Source organism: Microbacterium sp. UFMG61, from assembly GCF_015354505.1.
Classification (GTDB): domain Bacteria; phylum Actinomycetota; class Actinomycetes; order Actinomycetales; family Microbacteriaceae; genus Microbacterium.
Genome location: NZ_JACAFP010000008.1, coordinates 23,414 through 42,624, shown reverse-complemented (window position 1 = coordinate 42,624; position 19,211 = coordinate 23,414). Strand labels below are relative to the sequence as shown.

The following is a 19,211-nucleotide window of genomic DNA, read 5'->3' as shown; positions in this document are numbered from 1 at the left end:
TCAACTCCCCGAGGGCGGGCCGAACAGCTCCTCGCCGTGCTCGTGCAGCAGTCGATAGGCATCCGCGAAGGTCTGCGGTTCCGGCTCGCCGGGCTTTCCGTACTTGGCGATGAGCAGGCCGAGCAGTCCCCGCGCGGGCGGGGTGAGCGGCTTCATCTCGGTCGGATCACCCGGCTTCGGTTCGGCTCGTTCGGGGTTCGGCGGCGTGTATGCGGGCGTCGTGACGGGCCAGTCGGCGGGATGCCGGGGCTGATCGAGGTTCACGGCGGCGAAGAGCGTGTTCGCCGATTGGTCGCGATCGTTCAGCGGCGTGAGGCCGTGCAATCGCGACAGCGTGGCGGTGACGGATCCGTGATGCATCTCGTCGTGCACGACGGTGCCGCGCTTCGTGTACGCCGACACGGCGATCGCCGGCACGCGGCATCCGAGACGGTCGAACGTGAAGCCCATCTCGCCCGCCTCGGTGTCTTTCGTCGGCTTCGTCGCCGAGGGCGGGGGCACATGGTCGTAGCATCCGCCGTGCTCGTCGAAGGTGATGAGCAGCAGGGTGTTCACCGCGTTCGATCCCTTCGGCGATGCGCTGGTGCGCACCGCCTCGTAGATGTCGTGGATCAGGCGGTCACCCGCCCGCACGTCCGAGATCGCACTGTCGTAGACGGGCTCGCCGTCGACCTCGCTCTCGCGAGGCGATCCGAAGGGCGGATGGAAGTCGTTGTGGTCGTAGACCATGCGCGGCTCGATGAACGCGTACGCCGGCAGGGTGCCCCTCTTCGCGTCGGCATAGAAGTCCTCCATCGTGCCGAAGTGCTCGGTGCGCCAGTACTTCTCGAGCACTGCGGCATGCAGCATCCCGGTGAACGACACCAGCTGGAGCTTGTCGATGTAGACCTTCCAGCTGACCTTCTCGTCTTCGAGGCGATTGAACACGGTGGGGGCAGCGGGCGCGTCGAGCCACTTGCGGTAGCCCCCGCCGGCCTGGTTGGTGACGAAGCCGTGCGAGGTCGACGCGTGGAAGAACGAGCGGTTGCAGAACGTCTGCGACGGCACTCCGGCGAACCAGTGATCGAACACCGCGAACTCCGACGCGAGCGTCGACAGCACGGGCAGCATCTCGGGCGAGAAGGATCCCATGATGTGGGCGGCTTCCTCCGGCTTCGGCTCCGCGCCCGCGCGCAGCCGCCGGAAGTTGATGATGTAGTCCTCGAGGAACCCCGACATCGTGGCCTTCTCGCCGTGCGTCGGCGCGTTGTAGGGCGCAGACATCTGATCGACGAACAGGTCGGCGTTGTCCTTCGGGTCGACGGTGCCGAAGATCTGCGTGTTGACGTGCGGATACTCCTCACCCGGATCGGGGTCGGGGAGGCTCATGATCCGGTCGGTGTCGCCGGTGTAGACGTGGGCATCGACGACGGTGCCGTCGGATGCCGTGTTGCTGTGCGCACCGAACGCGAGACCCTCGAACCTCTCGCCTTTCGGGAGTGTGTCCTTCGAGTAGAGGTAGCCGAGCAGGTTGTCGAACGAGCGGTTCTCGCCCATCACCACGACGAGATGGTCGAATCCGGGCTCGCTGCGCGGAGTGAGGGCGACGAACGGGTCGGGGTCGGAGGCGAAGCCGTCTCGATGATTCGCGACACCCGCCCCGATAGCCGCACCGCCCGCACCACCGACCATCGCGCCGGCGAGGGCGGCGCCACCCATCTTGAGGAAGCCGCGGCGAGAGGTGTCGGGCTGAGCGGGGGACTCGTTCTGTTCTGCACCCATCTGCCGATCGTAGAACGCGGCCGTCGATCGAGGGAGTTCCGTAGAGGATCGGGTCAGGATCGCATGGGTTGCGTCAGCGCCCGGGAGCCCGGGATCCGCCGCGACTACAACGGAGACATGACCCTGACCTCGGTGCTCCCCAGCCTCCGCCGCACGATCCCCGACCCGCTCCGACCCGCGAAATGGCCGGAGTACACGCATCCCACCACCGACGACGTCATCATCGCCGGGGTCTCGCTGCGTCGTCTCGTCGAACTCTGCGAGACACCGTGCGTGCACACGGCGGATGCTCTGGTGCCGGGATCGCATTCGAAGCCGGCGCTGCGTGCCGACGCGTCGGTCGTGATGGTGACCGTCGAGGGGGTGCATGCGGGCGAAGCGGGGGAGCGGGTGGTGCTGGTCGATGCCGAGCTGACGAGCATCGCGGCGCTCTGGGAGGAGACGCGCCTGCTCGGTCGGGTGTCGACCGCTCCGGCCCACGACGCCGTCGTCCTGGGAGGAGCCGACGGCGGCACGCCGAGCGCGCGGGGCCACGCACGTCTTCCGGCGGATCTTCGCGAGGACGATCTGCTGGCCATCCCCTGCCGAGGCGCGGTCTGCCTGCATGACGTGCGTCTACGCGCGTGACGTGCGACCTGCTGCGTGATGCGGGCCTGGCCGCTACGGTGGGGGCATGAGCCACGCGGGGGAGTCGTCGATCGATGCGCGGGTGCGCGCCGTCGAGAAGGAGTACATGGTGCGTCAGACGCGGCTGTTCATCACGTTCGCGCTGATCGAGGGGCCGGTCCTGGTCCTGCTCGCGGTCGCGATCTACGGCTTCGAGCTGATCGATCCCGAGATCGGCATCTGGTTCATCGTCGCGGTCGCCGTGGTCGGCGGGTTCCTGATGAGCATGCTTCTGATGCGGCTGATGCAGGGGCGAGTCCGCGCGGTCGCACAGGCCAAGGGCGAGAACCCGCTCTTCTGAGTGACGCCCGCGACCACCGGGCAGAGAACGGCCCGGACGCACCCCGGTACGCTGGAACCCATGCTCAACATGGCCGACGGCCTCGCCCGTCTCGGCGCGCTCGCCGAGAACCCGGTCGTCCGCACCCTCGGTGATGCGTTCTCCGCCGCCGGGTTCGATCTCGCCGTCGTCGGCGGTCCGGTGCGCGACGCCCTGCTCGGACGACCCACGCACGACCTCGACTTCACGACGAACGCGCTGCCCGACGACATCCTCCGCATCGTCAAGCCGATCTCGACCGCGCAGTGGGACATCGGCCGCGCCTTCGGCACCATCGGCGCCCGGGTGCAGGGCGAGCAGGTCGAGGTCACCACGTACCGCGCCGACAGCTACGACGGCGTGACCCGCAAGCCCACGGTCGAGTTCGGCGACACGATCGACGCCGACCTGCACCGCCGCGACTTCACGGTCAACGCGATGGCTCTGCTGGTTCCCTCGGTGAAGCTCGTCGACCCGACCGGGGGAGTCGAAGACCTCATCGCGGGCGTTCTGCGCACCCCGGCCGACCCGCAGGTCTCGTTCGGCGACGACCCGCTGCGCATGCTGCGGGCAGCGCGGTTCAGCGCTCAGCTCGGCTTCCGCATCGACGACGCGACCTCCGAGGCGATCGCCCGGCTGCGTGCGACGCTCGAGATCGTGAGCCCCGAGCGCATACAGTCCGAGCTCGTGCGCCTGATGCAGACGGACGACCCCGTGCGCGGCATCCGTGTTCTGGTCGACTCCGGACTCATCGAGGAGTTCCTTCCCGAGGTCAGCGCGCTGCGGCTCGAAGTCGACGAGCACCACCACCACAAGGACGTCTACGAGCACTCGCTCACGGTGTTGAGCCAGGCCATCGCGCTCGAGCACCAGCGGCATCCCGGCGCGGAACCCGATGTGGCGCTGCGCATCGCATCACTGCTGCACGACATCGGCAAGCCGCGCACCCGCAAGCTCGAAGACGGCGGCGCGGTGACGTTCCATCACCACGACGTGGTCGGCTCGCGCATGGCACGCAAGAGACTGCAGGCGCTGCGCTTCGACACCGACACCACGGATGCGGTCGCGACGCTCATCGAGCTGCATCTGCGCTTCTTCGGCTACGCCGAGGGCGCCTGGACGGATGCCGCGGTGCGCCGCTACGTGCGCGATGCGGGGGACCAGCTCGAGCGCCTGCACATCCTCACCCGCGCCGATGTCACCACCCGCAACCGGCGCAAGGCCGCGCGTCTCGCCGGGGCCTACGACGACATCGAGTCGCGGATCGCGACGTTGCGCGAGCAGGAGGAGCTCGACTCGATCCGCCCCGAGCTCGACGGCAACCAGATCCAGCAGGTCCTCGGCATCGCACCGGGTCGCGAGGTCGGCGAGGCGTACCGGTTCCTGCTCGAACTGCGTCTCGACGAGGGCGTCATCGGTCCGGATGCTGCGGAGCAGCGACTTCGGGAGTGGTGGGCAGCCCGCGCCTGAGTGCGCTGCCTCGCGAACCGGATGGCTGATCGGATCACGGATGGCTGACCGGAACGCGGTGTCCCGTCAGCCAGCCGGGGCCTCGGCATCCACGTGGGCCCCGTTCGGCGGTATGCGCGGGGGGATCACGCCGACGGACGGGCGAACTCACTGAACACGACGCCCGACTCATAGCTCGTCGTCTCGATGAGGTCGAAGCGCTGCGGCCGGTAGGGACGATCGCCGAACAGCGGGATGCCGGATCCGAACAGCACGGGCTGTCGCTTGAGCACGAGCCGGTCGATCTCGTCGGCGAGCGTCGCGGCGAGAGCTCCACCGCCGCACAGCCAGATCGCGGAACCCTCCTGCTGCTTCAGGCGGCGCACGACCGACACCGGGTCGTCGACGGTGACCTCGAGGTTCTCACCGACGGCCGTGTGCGTGCGGCTGAAGACGATCTGGCGCAGGTGCCGATAGGGACTCGGCAGGCCACCGATCGCGTAGGTGTTCCAGCCCATCAGCACCGTGTCGAACATCGAGGTGTCCTGCGCGAGGCCGAGGGAGGCCGCGAAGTCGGTGGGGATCGTCGCGGCGAAGCGCCGGTTGATCGCCTGCATGTGGTCGCCTTCCATCAGGAAGCCGTCGTATTCGCCCTGCGGCCCGGCGATGAATCCGTCGAGTGTGACGGCCACGTAGTAGACGAGTTCTCGCATCATCTCTCCATTCACTACATCTGTGGCAGTTACCATACAACAGGCGTAGTGGTCGCGCTAGGGTGTCGTCATGGCGAAGAACGACGGTCGGCGACGACAGCTGGCGGATGCGGGCCTGGCGGTGCTCGCACAGGAAGGGTCACGCGGGCTCACGCATCGAGCGGTGGATGCCGCTGCCGGAGTCCCGACCGGCACAACATCGAACTACTTCCGCAGCAGGCAGGCTCTGATCGAGGGTCTCGTCGAGCGCATCGGCGAGCGGCTCGCGCCCACCGATGACGATCTTCGCCGACGGGAGGGAGAGCAGCCCGGACCTGCGCTGTTCGCCGACTACGTGCGAGACATCGTCCGACGACTCACGACCGACCGAGACGTCACCCTCGCCCTGTTCGAACTCCGGCTGGAGGCCGCGCGTCGGCCCGAGGTGGCCACCGTGCTCGGGGCGTGGCTGCGGGCCGGTCTCGATGCGGACGTGGCGTTCACCATCGGGGCCGGGCTACCCGGCGGTCGGCGCGAGATCGCCCTCTTCCACTACGCGATCGACGGGCTGCTGCTCGACCGGCTCACCACGCCGATCGACCCCGAGTCGTCGACGGATGACGCGATCGACGCTCTCGTCGCGGGACTGCTCGGTGCGGCTGACGCATCCGGCTCGGAGGGGTGACCCAGCGCCTCCCGCACCAGGTGGGTGATGTCGATCGAGATGATCCGCTCGTTCCTGGCGGTCACGGTGCGGGGGTCTCGGTCGGTGACGGCACGGTGCCGTCTGCGGGTGAGGGTGTCGGCGAGGGCGTCGCGTTCGTCGCATCGATGCTCGGCGCCTTCTGGAAGGGCGGCTCGGGTCGCTTGATCGTCTCGAACTCGGGCATCAGCGAGTACGGGTCGAGGTCGGTCTCGTCGAGCGGATACACGTTCCAGACGGGGCGCCCGCGATAGTCGTCGCCGGGAATCGTCGCCCGCAGTCCGTCGTCCTGCATCCCGAACTGCTGGTCGCCGCCGTTCTCGGACTCGACGATCTGCCCGTCGGATGTCTGTGCCGTCTGCGCGCCGTTCTGACCGTAGAGATTGATCGGTGTGCCCTTGCCCGTGAAGAGCTGTACCTGGTCGATCGGATTGCCCTCCGCGTCGAACGCGAAGATGTTGTTGATCTGCACGCCGTCGAGGCGCAGGCCGCTCTGCAGTCTGTACTCGTCGCCGACATACTCGACTCGCGGTGTGAATGCGGCGGGCAGCGCGACGACGAGAGCGATGAGCGCCACGACGCTCGACACGGTGCGCATGTGGCGCAGGGCGTTCTTGGGGAGCCACTGGCCTCGCCCCCACTGCACGCTGACGGTGGCGAACACCGCAGTGATGGCCCACTCGATCAGAGTGTCCGGCACCATCCAGTGATCGAGGCGACCCTGGCCGAACTGCACGAAGAACAGCACGACGACGTACATCCCGTACCCGCGCAGCACCCACCACACCGGACGAAGCACGAGCAGCAGATCGAGTACCCACGATCCGAGGGGACTGCGACGGATGCTCGTCGCCGTGCGCGTGCGCCAGGAGGCGATCCGCGCGCCGAGGGGCGCTCGCCGCCGCGTCTCGGTGCGCGGGGGAAGCCCCGCCGCGGATCGCAGCTCTTCGGCGTACGCCGCCGGGTCGCCGAGGTCGAGCACGCCGTCGTTGTCTGCGGCCTGGTCGGTGAGGTCGGCGGTAAGTCCGCCGACGATCTCGTCGAGTTCGTCGGCGGGCAGATCGTCGAGATGTGCGCGGACCGCGGCGGCGAAGGAGCGGATCTGGTCATCGAGAGTGACGGCTGTGTCGTTCATCGGGTCTCTCCGATCGTGGTGGGTCCGGCGGTCTCGGTCGTGAGCAGAGCGGACATCGCGCCGGCGAAGTCCAACCAGGTGACGGTCTGGGATTCCAGCGCCGCACGGCCCTGGGGGTTGATCGCGTAGTACTTGCGGTGCGGGCCGCCGTCGGAGGGCACCACGTAGCTCGACAGGCTCCCCGCGGCATACAGGCGACGCAGCGTTCCGTAGACCGAGGCGTCGCCGACGTCGCCGAGGCCCGCATCCCGGAGCCTCCGCACGATGTCGTAGCCGTAGCCGTCTTCTGCGCGCAGCACCGCGAGCACGGCGACGTCGAGTACGCCTTTGAGCAGTTGCGTCGTGTCCATCGGACCTCCTTCGATGCAGTGCACACTACCACGCAGTGCACAGTAGTGCGGGGTGTGCATTTCCGGCGCGCCGGATCGGGGTGTCGCGAGCGGCATCCGACTCCTATGCTGAGACCACGCTCACCGACGACGATGGGAGAGGCCGTGGTCGGGTCGTGGCAGGAGTCACGCGCAGGTTCGCCGGGTGCATCTCGGCTGCTCATCGAGCGCGCGCACGAGGAGCTCATCGCCGGGAACCTCGACGACCAGAGGCTGTTGCAGGTGCGTCCACTCGTACGCGAATCGTGGGTCCGTTCCTGGCGCGGACGAGTGGGGCCGGAGGGGACGCCCCGCATCGAGTTCGAGCGCGACGAGCTCGAGGCCTATCGCCGCGCGCATCCGCTCGCCTCCGCGATGGAGATGATCCGCACGCTCCTGCTTCCCGGCGAGACCGACGACTCCGGCGTCGTGATCGCGGTCGGTGATCACGCCGGACGCCTGCTGTGGATCGAAGGCGACCATCAGCTGCAGTCGCTGACCGAGGGTATGGGCTTCGTCGCGGGCGCGAACTGGGCTGAGGATGCCGTCGGCACGACGGCTCCCGGCACCGCCCTGACTCTCGGGCAGTCGGTGCAGATCCGCGGGGCGGAGCACTACAACCGGCTCGTGCATCCGTGGTCGTGCACGGCGGCTCCGGTGCGCGACCCCGAGACGCGACGCGTGCTCGGCGTGATCGACATCACCGGAGGAGACGACGCCGTCTCGACGCAGGCGCGCCTGCTGGTCGACGCGACCGCGCGCGCGGTGGAATCGGAACTGATGGTCGCCCGGTTGCGCGCGCGCACCGACACGCGTCGAGCGACCACTCTCACCTCGCGCGCCAAGCCGACCGCCCGTGCCACCCTGCATGTGCTCGGCCGAGACCGCGCGCGCCTGGAGGTCGAGACCGAGCTCGAAGAGGCGATGATCGAGCTCAGCGCCCGGCACGCGGCGATCCTGCTGATGCTCGCCGTGCACCGGCAGGGCCTGTCGGCCGAGCGTCTCGCAGAGCTCGTCTACGGGGAGGAGGGATCCCCCGACACCCTGCGCCCGGAGATGGTGCGCCTGCGTAAAGTCCTCGAGAAGCATGCGCCGGGGCTCGTGCCCGAGTCGCGGCCCTACCGTCTGCCGGTGCCGCTCGAGACCGACGCCCACGACGTGCTCTCGCTGCTCGACCGCGGAGCGCACCGCGTCGCGCTGACGTCGTATCGCGGGCCGGTGCTGCCCGAGTCCACGTCGCCCGGCGTCGAGGACTTCCGCGAGGGCGTGCGTGGGGCGCTGCGCGAAGCGATGCTGTCCGAGGCGAGCCTCGACGTGCTGCTCGCGTATGCCGACATCCCCGAGGGGCAGGGGGATGCCGAGGCACTGCGCATGGCTCTCGAGATGCTGCCCGCGCGGTCCCCGAAGCGGGCGGGTCTGGTCGCCCGGATCGAGCGCATCGAAGCAGGCTGAGCCCACGCAACTCCTCGCAACGTTGCGCATTCTCGCGCAACGTTGCGCGACGTACCGTTCGGAGCATCAGCCGCTCGGCATCGGAGCCGCGGCCCGTCGAAGGAGTCACCGATGACCATCGTCGAAGAAGACGTGTCCACCGCACCCGCGTCCTCCGCCTACGCCGCCCCCGGCCAGCAGGGCGCCATCGCGAGCTACCGCGCCCGATACGGCCACTACATCGGCGGTGAGTTCGTCGATCCGGTCAAGGGCCAGTTCTTCGAGAACGTCAGCCCCGTCAACGGCAAACCCTTCACAGAGGTGGGCCGAGGAACCGTCGAAGACATCGACCGCGCGGTCGACGTCGCCTGGAAGGCCTTCGCGAGCTGGGGCAAGACCAGCCCCGCAGAGCGCTCCGTGATCCTGAACAGGATCGCCGACCGCATCGAGCAGCACCTCGAGGAGATCGCCGTCGCCGAGACCTGGGAGAACGGCAAGCCGGTGCGCGAGACCCTGGCCGCCGACATCCCCCTCGCGGTCGATCACTTCCGCTACTTCGCCGGAGTGCTCCGCGCGCAGGAGGGCGGCATCAGCCAGCTCGACGAGAACACCGTCGCGTACCACTTCCATGAGCCGCTCGGAGTGGTCGGTCAGATCATCCCGTGGAACTTCCCGATCCTCATGGCCGTGTGGAAGCTCGCGCCGGCGCTCGCCGCAGGCAACTGCGTGGTCATCAAGCCGGCGGAGCAGACCCCGGCATCCCTGCTGTTCCTCTTCGACATCATCGGCGACCTGCTGCCGGCCGGTGTCGTGAACATCGTCAACGGCTTCGGGATCGAGGCTGGTGCACCGCTCGCGCAGCACAAGCGCATCCGCAAGGTCGCCTTCACGGGCGAGACCACGACCGGTCGCCTGATCATGCAGTACGCGTCGCAGAACCTGATTCCCGTGACGCTCGAACTCGGAGGCAAGAGCCCGAACGTGTTCTTCGAGGACGTCGCCCGCGACACCGCCGACCCGTTCTACGACAAGGCGCTCGAGGGCTTCACGATGTTCGCGCTGAACCAGGGCGAGGTCTGCACCTGCCCGTCGCGGGCGCTGATCCAGCGGTCGATCTACGACGGCTTCCTCTCGGACGGACTCGCACGGGTCGGCAAGGTCGTGCAGGGCAACCCGCTCGATCCCGCCACGATGATCGGGGCTCAGGCGTCGAACGATCAGCTGGAGAAGATCCTCAGCTACATCGACATCGGAAAGCAGGGCGGCGCGCGGCTGCTCACGGGTGGCGAGCGCGTCGACCTCGGCGGCGACCTCAGCGAGGGCTATTACGTCGCCCCGACCGTGTTCGAGGGCACGAACGACATGCGCATCTTCCAGGAGGAGATCTTCGGCCCTGTGCTGTCGGTCACGTCTTTCGACGACTTCGACGACGCGATCTCGATCGCGAACGACACGCTCTACGGACTCGGCGCCGGGGTGTGGAGCCGCAGTGGCGACACGGCCTATCGCGCAGGACGGGCGATCGAGGCCGGTCGCGTCTGGACCAACACGTATCACCAGTACCCGGCGCACGCCGCGTTCGGCGGGTACAAGCAGTCGGGTGTGGGGCGCGAGAACCACAAGATGATGCTCGATCACTACCAGCAGACCAAGAACCTCCTGGTCTCGTACGCAGAAGGCCCGATGGGCTTCTTCTGAGCTCGACGACAGGTTTCCGGGTTCCTGGGCCCTTCGACAGGCTCAGGGACCCGGGTTCGAAGCGAGACGGAGGACAGACATGGTGAGCATCGGCACCTATCAGCGGGTCGACGTGACGGATGCCGCGGCATCCCTCGTCAGAGACCTCACGGTGCAGCACGGACCCCTGATGTTCCATCAGTCGGGCGGGTGCTGCGACGGCTCGTCGCCCATGTGCTACCCCGTGGGGATGTTCATCACGGGACCCGGAGACGTTCTGCTGGGCGCGCTCGACGTGGGGTTGGATGCGCCGGTCGAGGTCTTCATGTCGGAGTCGCAGTTCGAGTACTGGAAGTACACGCACCTCACCATCGACGTGGTGCCGGGGCGAGGTGCGGGGTTCTCGGTCGAAGGGCCGACGGGCATGCGATTCCTGATCAGATCGCGGATGCTGAACGACGCGGAGCTGGAGTATTTCGGGCTCGCGCCGTCGGCGGGCTGACGGGCGTCTGCGGCCACTTGGCTGAACGATGCTCGACTGGCGGGAGACACGCCGTCGGTCCGTCAGCCATCCGTGAAACGGCCAGCCATCCGAGACGAATGTGAGGGACGGTCGGCGTCTCAGCGGGGGAGGCGCGGAACCGCGTCGACCAGCGCTCGCGTGTACGGATCCTGCGGGGCGTGCAGCACCGATGCCGTGGCGCCCTGCTCGACGACCCGACCGTTCTGCAGCACGACGGTGCGGTCGCACGCCGAGGCGATCGCGGTCAGGTCGTGCGACACCATCACGAGCGACAATCCGTTCTCGCGGCGCAGCCGATCGAGCAGCTCGAGCACCTGCACGCGCGTGGTGACGTCGAGCGCGCTGACGGGTTCGTCGGCGAGCAGCACCCTCGGGCGCGAGACGACGGCCCGTGCGATCGCGATGCGCTGGCGCTGTCCACCCGAGAACTCGTGCGGGTAGCGGCGGGCGGTGTCAGCGGGAAGCCCGACCGACTCGAGGGCCTCGGCGATGCGGCGCTGCGCGTCGGGGCCGGATGCCAGGCGCAGTGAGCGCAGAGGCTCGCCGATGATGCGGTCGATGCGCTGACGGGGGTCGAGCGATGAGTACGGGTCTTGGAACACGGGCTGCACGCTCGCCCGGAAGCGGCGCATCTGCGTGCGGCGCTTCGACAGGCTCAGCGACCCAGGCGACAGCGGTGCTCCCTCGAAGAGCACCTGCCCTTCGTGCGGCGCTGCGAGCCCCAACAGCAGCCGCAGGATCGTCGACTTGCCCGCACCCGACTCGCCGACGAGACCGAGCGAGTCGCCCGCATCGAGGCTCAGCGAGACGTCATCGAGCACCCGACGGGACCCGTACGAGAAACCGGCGGCGCGCAGTTCGAGGAGGGTCATGCGCCGGCCTCCTTCGCATCGAGGAACGCGTCGAGCGCGCGGGCGCTGTCGACCAGCATCCGCGTGTACGGCTCCGTCGGATTCCGCAGCACCTGCGCGACCGTGCCCTCTTCGACGACGAGACCGTCACGAAGGACCACGATGCGATCGACCAGTCGAGAGACCACGGCGAGGTCGTGACTGATGAACAGCAGCGCCATGCCGCGCTCGGCGACGAGCCGCTCGAGCAGGGCGAGAACGGCATCCTGCACCGTCACATCGAGCGCGGTCGTCGGCTCGTCGGCGATGAGGAGCTGCGGCCGGGCAGCGAGGGCGATCGCGATCGCGACACGCTGGCGCTGACCGCCGGAGAGCTCGTGCGGGTAGGCGCGCGCGAACCGCGGCTCCGACAGCGCCACCTCGTCGAGGGCGGCCATCACGGCAGACCGCAGTTCGGCACCTCGCAGGCCGAGGTGCCGACGCAGCGGTTCGGCGATCTGGCGGCCGACCCGCATCAGCGGGTCGAGCGCGGTGAGCGGCTCCTGGAACACGATCTGGGCGACGGGTCCGCGGAGAGGCCTCAGGTCGGCATCCCGCGCACCGACCACCTGGTGCCCGTCGAGCAGCACCGAACCGGAGGCCGTGAGCGAATCCGGAAGCAGACCGGTGACGGCGAGCGAGGTCAGCGACTTGCCCGAACCGGATTCGCCGATCAGGCCCAGACGCTCACCGGGCTCGAGCGAGAACGAGATGTCGCGCACGAGCGCGCCGGATGCCGAGCGCACAGTGAGACCGGCGACGTCGAGAATGCTCATCGGCTCCTCCTGCGAGTCGGGTCGGCGAGGTCGCGCAGACCGTCGGCGAGGAAGTTGACCCCGAGCACGAGGGCGATGATCGCGATACCGGGGGCGATCGCACCGACAGGTGCGGTGAGCACGGTGCCCTGCGCCTCCTGCAGCATCCGACCCCATGAGGCGTTGGGGGGCGGTGCGCCGAGTCCGAGGTACGACAGGCTCGCCTCGGCGAGCACGGCGGCGCCGAACTGCAGTGCCAGGCTCACCGCCAGCGTCGGCGCGATGTTGGGCAGGACATGCTGGAAGACGATTCCGAGCATGCTCGTGCCGCTGGTGCGCGCCGCGGTGACGAACTGCTCCTGCAGCACGCGGCGCGACAGGATGCGGGTGAGGCGCGCGACGACCGCCGACATCGCGAGTCCGATCGCGAGCACGGCCGACCACAGCGACGCCCCCTGCACCGCGACGACCAGCATCGCCAGCAGCAGCACGGGGAAGGCGATCACGACGTCGAGTCCGGCGGAGAGCGTGTCGTCGACCCAGGGTCGCGAGAAGGCGGCGATGAGACCGATGATCGTGCCGAGCACGGCGGCGATCGCCACCGAGCAGATGCCGACGATCAGGGCGATCCGCGCTCCCCACATGAGCTGCGACAGCAGGTCGCGACCGAGTCGATCCGTGCCGAGCAGGTGCAGGGCGCTCGGACCTTCGAGGCGGCTGCCGCTGGTGTCGGCGAGCGGATAGGGCAACCAGAACAGCGAGACGAGGGCGATCAGCACGATGGCACCGGTGAGCACGAGCCCGATCAGCAGGGTCGCCTTCGGCCGGCGCCGTACGGGGACGGATCCGGTGATCAGCTGCTCGGCGACGCGGCTCATCGGTTGCCCGAGACGCTCGTGCGCAGACGCGGATCGATCAGGCGCTGCACGATGTCGGCGGCGAAGCCCACGAGCAGCACGAACAGGGTGCTGACCACGAGGACGCCCTGGATGACCTGGAAGTCGTGCTGCTCGATGGCCGACAGCAACAGGCTGCCGAGGCCGGGAAGCGTGAAGACGCTCTCGACGACGACCGCGCCGAGCAGCGTGGTCGACAGCTCGATGCCGAGGATCGCGACGACCGGGACCGAGCCGTTGCGCACACCGTGGCGCAGCAGCGCCTCCGACATGCCCGATCCTCCCGCTCGCGCTGTGCGCAGGTAATCGCTGCCGATCACGTCGAGGGTGGCGGAACGCACATAGCGGCTGAGGGACGCGCTCATGACGATCACGATGGTGGCCACCGGAAGGGCGAGCGAGCGCAGCGCATCCGCGGGATCCTCCCAGTCATCGCGAGGGAATCCGCCCGACGGGAGTACCCCGAGACCGAGGGCGAAGATCCACACGAGCACGACGCCCACCCAGAAGACCGGCACGGCGACGCCGAGCTGCGCGAAGCCCGAGAGCGCGATCCCGTACCAGCGGTCGGACTTCACGGCGGCGGTGATGCCGATCACGAGCGAGACGAGCAGCGCCACGGCGAAGGCGATGAGCGTGAGCGGAAGGGTGACGGCGAGGCGGTCGGCGATGTCGGGGCCGACCGGACGTGAGCTCAGGAAGGACTCACCGAGATCGAAGCGCAGGAGCTGCCCGGCCCAGGTCGTGAACTGCTGCAGCAGCGGCTGGTCGGAGCCGACCTGCGCGCGGGCGGCGGCGATCTGCTCGGGGGTCGCGTTCACCGAGAGCAGGGCGTTCGCCGGGTCTCCGGGCAGCAGTCGCAGCAGCACGAAGATCGCGATCATCGCGACGACGAGCGAGACCACGAGGAACGCGAGGCGGCGCAGCAGGTAGGCGAGCATGAGTTCTCAGGATGAAAGAGGGGGATGCCGACGCGCGGCATCCCCCTCGCGCGTCAGGACTTGACGATGTCGTAGGCGAAGAACTGCGAGTTCAGGCCGTTGACCGGGTACCCGCTGAGGTCACTCGAAGCGACCACGATCTGCGGATACAGGTACAACCATACGCTCGCGGCATCCTCGGCGATCTTCTCGTTGACCTTCTTCAGCAGAGCCGTCTGCTCGTCGGTCGTGGCGGCCTGCTCGGCCTCGGCGACCCACTGCTGAACCTCGGCGTCGTTGTACCCCCAGTAGAAGTCGGGGTTGCCGTACCAGACCACGTCGCGGTCGTTCACGTGCTCCTGCAGGGTGGCCTCGAAGTCCTGCTCCTTGAACACCTTCGTGTACCACTCGTCGGCGCTGATCGTGTTGATCTCGACCGTGATGCCGACCTCGGCGAGCTGCGACTGCAGGAACTCCGCTACGGCGGGGTGCGGGTCGTAGCTCGGGGTGTCGAGCGTGAACGTGAAGCCGTCGGCGTAGCCGGCCTCGGCCAGCAGGTCCTTCGACAGCTCGACGTCGTACGGGTTCACCGTCGTGAGGTCCTCGTACCAGGGGTCGGTCGGCGGCACCATCGAGCCGATGAGCGTGCCGTAGTCGCCCCAGATCGAGTCGAGGAGCTTCTCGGTGTCGACCGCCGAGTAGATCGCCTTGCGCACGAGTGCGTTGTCGAAGGGGGCGACGCGGTCGTTGAACGCGAGCAGCTCCTTCGTGGTCGAGGTTCCCTCGCTGATGACGTAGTCGTCATTGTCGAACTGAGCGAGCGAGTCGGGGCTCTGCACGCTCGTGATCACGTCGATCTCGCCCGTGAGCAGTGCATTGTTCTCGGCGGTCGCGTCGGTGAAGTACGTGTAGACGACCTCGCCGTTCTTGGCGGGCTCGCCCCAGTAGTCGTCCCAGCGCGTGAGGGTCAGGGTCGAGCCCTTCTTCCACTCGTCGAGCGTGTAGGGGCCGGTGCCGTCTTCGGTGCTGGTGATGTCGCCGGCCTCGTCGTTCACGATCCACACGTAGCTGAGGTTATAGAGGAACGAGATCGATCGCTGCGACAGCGTGAAGACGACGGTCTGGTCGTCGGGGGTGGCGATGTCGGCGATGGTCGTGAAGCTCGACTTGCGCGCCGACACCGAGTCCTCGGCGGTGACGGCCTCGATGCTCGACTTCACGTCGGCCGAGGTCAGCGGGTCCCCGGAGTGGAACGTCACGTCGTCGCGGAGCGTGATCGTGTAGGTGAGGCCGTCGTCGGACACCTGAGCGTCCTCGGCGAGAAGCGGCTCGACCTCGCCGTCGTCGGTGAGTCGGTACAGGCCCTCGTAGACGTTGCCGGTCAGCGCCTCGGTCACGCCCTGGCCACCGCCCTGCGTGTTGCTGAGGTTGGTCGGCTCGTAGAGCGATCCGATCGCGATCGTGGCGTCTTCGCTCGCGGCGTCGTCGGTCGCCCCCGAGGCGCAGCCGGCCACGAGGGCGAGCGTGGCGACGGCGCCGAGCGCGCCGAGGATGCGTGTTCTTCTCATGAGTACTCCAGGGTAAGGGGGTGCGGCGCGGTGTGCGGGTCGGGCGTCACGCCGCGTAGATGTCGAAGCCGTCGCGGAAGACGACGTTCTTCTCGCCTGCTCGGATAGGCAGGGGGAAGCGGTTGGATGCCGGCGGCAGCGGGCAGTTGTACTGGGCGCTGAATCCGCACGGCGGCACGAAGGCACGGTTGAAGTCGAGCACGACGGTGCCCTCGTCGTCGCGCAGCTGCACGAAGAGGAAGCGCCCCGAGCCGTAGGTCTCTGAGCCGTTCGTCTCGTCGCCGAACACGAGCAGCAGAGTGCCGCCGTCATCGAACGCCGCGAGATCGTACTCGCGGCCGTCGAGCTCGAAGCGGATGTCGCCGGGGACGACGAGATCGCGGGTGCCGCCGTTGTCGCGGATGTGCTCGAACGACACCTTCCGGTCGCCCGAGACCGGGGTGAAGTGGCCCTCGAGCACCCACGCGGGGTCGTACTCGTACGTGTCGATGCGGTCGAAGGCACGGATGGCCGGTGCCTCGGCATCCCACATGCGCAGCCCGTGCTCGGCCTCGCCGGTCTCGATGTCGGTGCGCTGGATCGGGGTCACCGTGACGCTCGCGGGTGCGGCGCTCTGTTCGGCGTCGACATCGGGTGCGTCGCCCGTCCAGCGGGTCTCGACGAGTGCGAGATTGCCGGTCGGACCCGTGACCGATTCGCGGCGGGAGTCCTGCCAGAGGGTGTGGGCTTCGCGTTCAGACATCATTTCCATTCTCGTGCATGCAGAGGGAGGCGGCCCCGTCACCGTCACGAGGGGTAACGCGCGACGGGCGCGATCACTTCCCGTCGAGTTCGGTGGGTGAGCCCTGTGTCGCAGGGTGAGACCCGTGTCGCAGGGTGAGACCCGTGTCGCTGGGTGAGGCCCGTGGGGTGGGCAGGGGTTTCGTGCAGCAAGGGCGGTCTCATGACGAGCATTCGCGTGCGGCCGGCGGACCGGGGAGCGAACACGACATGCACGAAACTGAAGGCCGGATCGGACATCCGGTACTGGATTCGCAGGTGTATCGAAGAACGGCATCCGGGAAGCTCTGCCGCAATTTCGTGCAACGTATCCCGGTATACCGTTATGCATAACGCGTTGATATGTCAGTCCCCAGCTGACCCCGCGTCGGACGGTTCGGCCGTCCTGCAGGGGGAGAGTCAGATCTCCTTCTGATCCCGAGGGGGGATGGGGTGGGAGCGCTGATCCCCAGTCAGCACCCACCCCCACAACCCGCCCTCGGGAGTTCCGCTCAGAACGATCGCAGCCAGATCCAGAGGATCCCGAAGCCGATCACGAACACGACCGGCAGCCAGCGGCCGCTGCGCTTGAGTCTGCGCCCCTGCTGCGCGACGCCGGGCGGCGGGGCGAGCAGACCGACGGGCGGCGCGAACGGCAGCTGACCGGATGCCGCCGACGTCGCGCCCGCAACCGGAGAGCCCGGCTGAGGGCCGGATGCCGCCACATCGGATGCCGACCGCTCGGCGAGCAGTCGATCGTCGCGCCAGCGCGCCCACTGCTCGAACTTGGTGATCAGCGCACCCACGGCGCCGAAAAGCCACGCCCAGTTCGCAGGGTCGAGGGTCGAGACGGAACGCGGCGTATAGAGGAAGAGCCAGTCGTCGACGATCTCGACGTCGAGCTCGGCCGCGCTGTCGATGAACCGCGCCATGATGTCGGGGGTGAAGAGATAGAGCGCATCCTGCTCGTAACCGGTCGGGCAGTACAGAGTGAAGTACTGATCGAAGTCGCCCTCGAGCGACAGGCGCTGCTCGCGCTGGAAGGCGGCGGGGAGGTTCGAACCGAACCCGTTGTTGCCCTTCGCGTCCAGCACGATGTTCGGCAGCGGCACGTCGAGCTTGACCGCGACGTAGCCCCAGCGATGCGTGGTCGAGTTCTTGCCCGACCCGGTCGTGTACTGGTAGTTGCCGAACTCCACGAAGCGCGGGTGGCTGCCGCGCACCAGATCGGTCGCGACGCGGGAGCGACCGAGACCGAACACCATGCCCGGCAGGCGAGGCTCGGCGACCCGAGCCTCGTAGGTCATGCCGTTCGCTCGCGCGAAGGCGTCGAGGCGATAGCGCGCGACGCGGGACCGACGCCAGCCGACCACGGCGATCGCGATCCCGACGCCCACGGCCGCGAGGATGCCGAGGCCGACGAACGACGACGCCCCCGGATCGGTGAACATCGACACGATCGTCGCGCCGACGAAGCTCATCGCGACCACGAACACGATGCCGAAGACCACGATCGCGATGATCGACGTCGCCGAGACGCCCGAGGTGCCTTTCGCGCGGAGTTCGGCGTTGAAGGCGCTGACCGCCTTCGCATCCACGGGATCGGTGAGCGGTCGCGAGTCGAACGACGGGCCGGTCTGCGGTGCGCTCATCGGTTCACCTCATCGCCATCCCACGTCAGATCGGCGTTCTCGGGAATCGCGAACGCCTCGAGGCGCTCGTCGGCGCAGATCGCCGCGATCGACTCGGCGGAACCGGCGATGATCGTCGAGTCGTAGTCGACCTCGGTCACGAGCACCCAGGCGCGGTCGTCCGGCCAGAGGATGCTCGGGCTCTGCGCCGCCGGAGGGAACCCGTGGGCCTCGGCGGGTGTGTCTCTCCACGGCATCCCCAGAACCCAGTCCGGACGGGCGAACTCGCCCACATCGCCGTGGAAGAGCACGTGGTCTCGGTTCGGCAGCTGCAGCCGCGGACCCTCGGAGATCTCCCGCGACAGGATGCCCTCCTGCCAGGTGTGCGTGCGGAAGACGTTGTTGAACGGGTCGTGCACGCTGCGATCGAGCATCGCCTGGTGGTTCGGGTCATCACCGACGGTGAAGAACGCGCGCGATGGGGTGTGGCCCAGATTCCCGAGGAGTCCGCCGGTGCCCTCCCAGAGCGCGGCGAAGCCGGCATCCGGCGTGGTGGTGTGCGCGACGAGGTGAGAGGCGATGGTCGCGAGCATCTCCGCCGAGATCGCTCCGCCCATCGGCTCTGTGAACTCGCGACCGTCGGGAGTGACGCTCGCACTCCAGTCTCCGTCCGGGGCCGCGCGCACGATGCGGTGCCACTGCGCGAGCGGATGCAGGATCGTGCCGAACGCGGAGGCGGTCTCGGCCCAGGTCGTCGGCGCGACGACGATCCGGTCGAACGTCGACTGCCGCTCGGCCTCTGACATGGCATCGAACTCGTCGAACGACGGCATCGGTCGATCGGGAAGAGAGCGCACCGTGGGCGGATGCAGCACCCGGGCGTACGCCGCATACCCGTGCGGCACGACGGCGTGCATGGTCGCGTTCCACGGGTCGTCGAGGCGCTCGCGCAGCCAGTCGCCGGGCGAGGTGTCAGAGATCCACTGCATGCGACCCACGGTACCTGCGAGATATCGCTTCCCCCACGGACGCGGCGAAGACGCCAGAATGTGCGGAGAAGTGCGCGTG

The 19,211-nt window shown here is 68.3% G+C and carries 19 protein-coding genes; 7 read left to right on the top strand and 12 right to left on the bottom strand.

From position 1 onward, the window contains the following. Complete coding sequence (locus tag IXW21_RS11290; protein ID WP_194764358.1) at positions 1-1,761, bottom strand: alkaline phosphatase family protein; 1,761 nt, start codon at positions 1,759-1,761, stop codon at positions 1-3. 117 nt (positions 1,762-1,878) lie between these two features. On the opposite strand from IXW21_RS11290, the gene IXW21_RS11285 reads away from it, so the two are divergent. Genes IXW21_RS11285 through IXW21_RS11275 form a run of 3 tightly spaced genes read left to right on the top strand, consistent with a single transcriptional unit; the run spans position 1,879 to position 4,216 of the window. Next, positions 1,879-2,388, top strand: a complete 510-nt coding sequence (locus IXW21_RS11285; RefSeq protein ID WP_194764357.1) for a hypothetical protein — start codon at positions 1,879-1,881, stop codon at positions 2,386-2,388. A gap of 46 nt (positions 2,389-2,434) precedes the next feature. Next, positions 2,435-2,728 carry a hypothetical protein gene (locus IXW21_RS11280; protein ID WP_194764356.1) on the top strand — a complete coding sequence of 98 codons (294 nt, stop codon included), beginning with the start codon at positions 2,435-2,437 and terminating at the stop codon, positions 2,726-2,728. A 60-nt stretch (positions 2,729-2,788) separates the two neighbouring features. Then, positions 2,789-4,216: a CCA tRNA nucleotidyltransferase gene (locus tag IXW21_RS11275; RefSeq protein WP_194764355.1), complete on the top strand. Its 1,428-nt coding sequence runs from the start codon at positions 2,789-2,791 to the stop codon at positions 4,214-4,216. 125 nt (positions 4,217-4,341) lie between these two features. Here IXW21_RS11275 and IXW21_RS11270 read toward each other — a convergent pair whose 3' ends face one another. Beyond that, positions 4,342-4,911 carry a dihydrofolate reductase family protein gene (locus IXW21_RS11270; protein WP_323742229.1) on the bottom strand — a complete coding sequence of 190 codons (570 nt, stop codon included), beginning with the start codon at positions 4,909-4,911 and terminating at the stop codon, positions 4,342-4,344. Between the two features lie 67 nt (positions 4,912-4,978). Between IXW21_RS11270 and IXW21_RS11265 the strand changes: the two genes are divergently transcribed. Further along, on the top strand, positions 4,979-5,572 hold the full coding sequence (locus IXW21_RS11265) for a TetR/AcrR family transcriptional regulator (protein WP_194764354.1): 594 nt from the start codon (positions 4,979-4,981) through the stop codon (positions 5,570-5,572). A 61-nt stretch (positions 5,573-5,633) separates the two neighbouring features. Here the strand turns inward: IXW21_RS11265 and IXW21_RS11260 are convergent, their stop codons facing one another. Further along, the gene (locus IXW21_RS11260; RefSeq protein WP_194764353.1) at positions 5,634-6,725 is read right to left on the bottom strand and encodes a hypothetical protein; all 1,092 of its coding nucleotides are present in this window, start codon (positions 6,723-6,725) and stop codon (positions 5,634-5,636) included. Continuing rightward, the gene (locus IXW21_RS11255; RefSeq protein WP_194764352.1) at positions 6,722-7,075 is read right to left on the bottom strand and encodes a PadR family transcriptional regulator; all 354 of its coding nucleotides are present in this window, start codon (positions 7,073-7,075) and stop codon (positions 6,722-6,724) included. Before IXW21_RS11255 ends, IXW21_RS11260 begins: the two co-directional genes overlap by 4 nt. A gap of 105 nt (positions 7,076-7,180) precedes the next feature. On the opposite strand from IXW21_RS11255, the gene IXW21_RS11250 reads away from it, so the two are divergent. From IXW21_RS11250 to IXW21_RS11240, 3 genes are all read left to right on the top strand, one after another. Further along, entirely contained in the window at positions 7,181-8,545 is a 1,365-nt protein-coding gene (locus IXW21_RS11250; RefSeq protein ID WP_416361099.1) for a GAF domain-containing protein, read from the top strand. 111 nt (positions 8,546-8,656) lie between these two features. Next, on the top strand, positions 8,657-10,222 hold the full coding sequence (locus tag IXW21_RS11245) for an aldehyde dehydrogenase family protein (RefSeq protein WP_194764351.1): 1,566 nt from the start codon (positions 8,657-8,659) through the stop codon (positions 10,220-10,222). A gap of 79 nt (positions 10,223-10,301) precedes the next feature. Then, positions 10,302-10,703, top strand: coding sequence for a DUF779 domain-containing protein (locus IXW21_RS11240; RefSeq protein WP_194764350.1), 402 nt, complete (start codon positions 10,302-10,304; stop codon positions 10,701-10,703). Between the two features lie 119 nt (positions 10,704-10,822). Here the strand turns inward: IXW21_RS11240 and IXW21_RS11235 are convergent, their stop codons facing one another. The 8 genes from IXW21_RS11235 to IXW21_RS11200 form a co-directional block, all read right to left on the bottom strand. Beyond that, entirely contained in the window at positions 10,823-11,596 is a 774-nt protein-coding gene (locus IXW21_RS11235; RefSeq protein ID WP_194764349.1) for an ABC transporter ATP-binding protein, read from the bottom strand. Beyond that, positions 11,593-12,390, bottom strand: coding sequence for an ATP-binding cassette domain-containing protein (locus IXW21_RS11230; protein ID WP_194764348.1), 798 nt, complete (start codon positions 12,388-12,390; stop codon positions 11,593-11,595). Before IXW21_RS11230 ends, IXW21_RS11235 begins: the two co-directional genes overlap by 4 nt. Continuing rightward, positions 12,387-13,247 (bottom strand): ABC transporter permease, encoded by an 861-nt coding sequence (locus IXW21_RS11225; protein WP_194764347.1) that lies wholly within the window; start codon positions 13,245-13,247, stop codon positions 12,387-12,389. Before IXW21_RS11225 ends, IXW21_RS11230 begins: the two co-directional genes overlap by 4 nt. Continuing rightward, positions 13,244-14,206, bottom strand: coding sequence for an ABC transporter permease (locus tag IXW21_RS11220; protein ID WP_194764346.1), 963 nt, complete (start codon positions 14,204-14,206; stop codon positions 13,244-13,246). Before IXW21_RS11220 ends, IXW21_RS11225 begins: the two co-directional genes overlap by 4 nt. 53 nt (positions 14,207-14,259) lie before the next feature. Then, positions 14,260-15,753 (bottom strand): ABC transporter substrate-binding protein, encoded by a 1,494-nt coding sequence (locus IXW21_RS11215; RefSeq protein ID WP_194764345.1) that lies wholly within the window; start codon positions 15,751-15,753, stop codon positions 14,260-14,262. A gap of 46 nt (positions 15,754-15,799) precedes the next feature. Then, on the bottom strand, positions 15,800-16,495 hold the full coding sequence (locus IXW21_RS11210; RefSeq protein WP_194764344.1) for a DUF1684 domain-containing protein: 696 nt from the start codon (positions 16,493-16,495) through the stop codon (positions 15,800-15,802). Between the two features lie 529 nt (positions 16,496-17,024). Continuing rightward, positions 17,025-18,164, bottom strand: a complete 1,140-nt coding sequence (locus IXW21_RS11205; RefSeq protein WP_194764343.1) for a hypothetical protein — start codon at positions 18,162-18,164, stop codon at positions 17,025-17,027. Next, complete coding sequence (locus IXW21_RS11200) at positions 18,161-19,132, bottom strand: hypothetical protein (RefSeq protein WP_194764342.1); 972 nt, start codon at positions 19,130-19,132, stop codon at positions 18,161-18,163. The genes IXW21_RS11205 and IXW21_RS11200 overlap by 4 nt, the downstream gene beginning before the upstream one ends. Positions 19,133-19,211: the final 79 nt, after the last annotated feature.